Origin of the sequence: Stenotrophomonas sp. PS02297, from assembly GCF_029959705.1 — a bacterium.
GTDB lineage: Bacteria > Pseudomonadota > Gammaproteobacteria > Xanthomonadales > Xanthomonadaceae > Stenotrophomonas > Stenotrophomonas nitritireducens.
In genome coordinates this window covers 1-2,437 of the sequence record NZ_JASCOS010000218.1, presented here as the reverse complement: position 1 = coordinate 2,437, position 2,437 = coordinate 1, and the positions used below count along the sequence as shown (strand labels likewise).

The window sequence follows — 2,437 nt, the reverse complement described above, 5'->3', positions numbered from 1 at the left end:
TGGAATTCCGGGGCACGCCCCGCGGGGCGTCGCCCGGCGCTACAGAACCCCACCTCCCTGTAGCGCGGGGCAACGCCCCGCCGGGACATTCCCGGGCAAGCCCCGCCGGGCGTCGCCCGGCGCTACAGAACCCCACCTCCCCGTAGAGCGGGGCGACGCCCCGCTGGGGCATCCCCGGCCAAGCCCCGCCGGGCGTCGCCCGGCGCTACAGAACCCCACCTCCCCATAGAGCGGGGCGACGCCCCGCTGGGGCATCCCCGGCCAAGCCCCGCCGGGCGTCGCCCGGCGCTACAGAACCCCACCTCCCAGTAGAGCGGGGCAACGCCCCGCTGGGGCATCCCCGGCCAAGCCCCGCCGGGCGTCGCCCGGCGCTACAGAACCCCACCTCCCCGTAGAGCGGGGCAACGCCCCGCTGAGGCATTACCGGCCAAGCCCCGCCGGGCCCTGCCCGGCGCTACAGAACCCCACCTCCTTGTAGAGCGGGGCAACGCCCCGCTGGAGCATTACCGGCCAAGCCCCGCCGGGCCCTGCCCGGCGCTACACAGCCCGACCGCCCTGCCGCTACCCCACGCCCGGTCGCCGATCGCCCCGGATGCGACCACAATGGCCAAGCATCGCCTTCCCTTCCCGCGGAGCCGGACATGGACAGGATCGAACGCCCCTTCTTCCCGATCATCTACGTGCGCGGCTACGCCATGACCCGCTCGGAGATCGTCGAGACCACCTCCACGCCCTACATGGGCCTGGAAGCCGGCTCCACCAAGATCCGCCAGGCGCAGGACGGCTCGGTGCTGAAGTTCGTGTTCGAGTCGCCGCTGGTGCGGTTGATGAAGGACTACGGATACCGCGACGTCTACGACGGCGGCGCCGAACTGCGCAGCGGCATCGCGCCGCGCAGCATCGTCATCCACCGCTATTACGACGTAGCCGACCCGGCGTTCGGCGACGGCAAGGCGCCGTCGATCACCGAGGCCGCCGCCAGCCTGGGCCGGCGCATCCTGGAGCTGCGCGACAGCGTGTGCGGCAACAACGCCAGCCAGCGCCGCGATTTCCGCGTGTACCTGGTCGCGCATTCGATGGGCGGGCTGATCTGCCGCTGCCTGCTGCAGAACCCCGAGGTCGCCGGCGCCGAAGCGCGCACGCTGGTGGACAAGGTGTTCACCTACGCCACGCCACACAACGGCATCGACATCGCCGGCATCAACGTGCCCGACCTGCTGTCGGCCAACGACATGAACAACTTCAACCGCGGCAACATGGCGCGCTACCTGAAGGTGCCCAAGGACAAGGTCAACACGCTCGGCGATTCCGGCTTCCCGCCCGAACGCATGTTCTGCCTGATCGGCACCAACAGCCGCGACTACGCGGTGGCGCGCGGCCTGTCCTCGTTCGCGGTCGGCGCGCTCAGCGACGGCCTGGTGCGCATCGCCAACGCGTATGTCGAAGGCGCGCCGCGGGCCTTCGTCAACCGCAGCCACAGCGGCTACTTCGGCATCGTCAATTCCGAGGAGGGCTACCAGAACCTGTCGCGCTTCCTGTTCGGCGATATCTGCGCCACCGCGCAGCTGGACATCACCGCGCTGGCCCTGCCGCCGGAAGTCGAGGCCGCGCGCAAGCGTGGCAAGCAGGTGCGTTCCTCGTATTACATCGAGGCCACCGTGGCGCCGCGCGGCGCCTATACCTACGAGCTCACCGCGCGCACCCAGGCCAACGAGTGCGCGGTGCGCCGCGAATACAGCGACATCTTCGACGCGGACGGCAAGGTACGCCGCGACGCGCGCGCGCCTGTGCTGTTCTCGGTGTTCCTGGACAGCCGCCGCATCACCGCCGGCAGCGAGGTCGCCTTCTCCATCGAGCTGGCGGTGTGCAACGCCGGCTACGAGGTCGATGGCGCGCTGTTCCTCAAGAACCACATCCCCGGCGAGTACCTGTTCCGCAACACGCTGGTGCTGTTCGCCAAGCCCGATGGCGACGGCTGGCGGCTGCGCTATGTCTGGGGCGACGACCAATGGGCCGGCGGCCCGAAGACGCAGGCCGAACTGGACAGCGCCAAGGCCAGGGCCATCGGCATCAGCCAGCAGGCTCCCAACGTATTCACGGTGCCCCTGTCCTCGGCCAAGGGCTTCGCGGCGGAGCTGAAGATCGCGCTGTCGGACTGGGCGTGAGGCCGGGAACGGACCGCTGACGGCGGCGCTCTGCGGGCAGGCGCCGGAACGGATGGGCTAAGGAGGCCGCCGTCACGCCGGCCTGCGCGACGGCGGCACCCGGACCTGCGGAGGGTTCAACCTGGAACAGCGTGCGATGGTCGAAGGCCGCTGTCGGCGAGCCTCGAGCGACCGCACGTGCGCAGCGCCATCCAGGCCGGCGTGGCGCTGCGCGCCGACACGTTGCCAGCCCAGCTGCAGGGCGGGCAGGCGCAACTGGCACTGGCCGAAGG

At 70.7% G+C, this 2,437-nt stretch carries 1 protein-coding gene; it reads left to right on the top strand.

All coding sequences use genetic code 11. The features are described 5' to 3' along the window. The first annotated feature begins 641 nt into the window (after window positions 1–641). The gene (locus tag QMX80_RS18975) at window positions 642–2,165 is read left to right on the top strand and encodes a hypothetical protein (protein WP_282278724.1); all 1,524 of its coding nucleotides are present in this window, start codon (window positions 642–644) and stop codon (window positions 2,163–2,165) included. Window positions 2,166–2,437 lie beyond the last annotated feature (272 nt).

Bases quoted from the DNA above. Each gene is read 5' to 3' on its own strand.
- QMX80_RS18975 (WP_282278724.1), top strand. From the start codon at position 642: ATGGACAGGATCGAACGCCCCTTCTTCCCGATCATCTACGTGCGCGGC.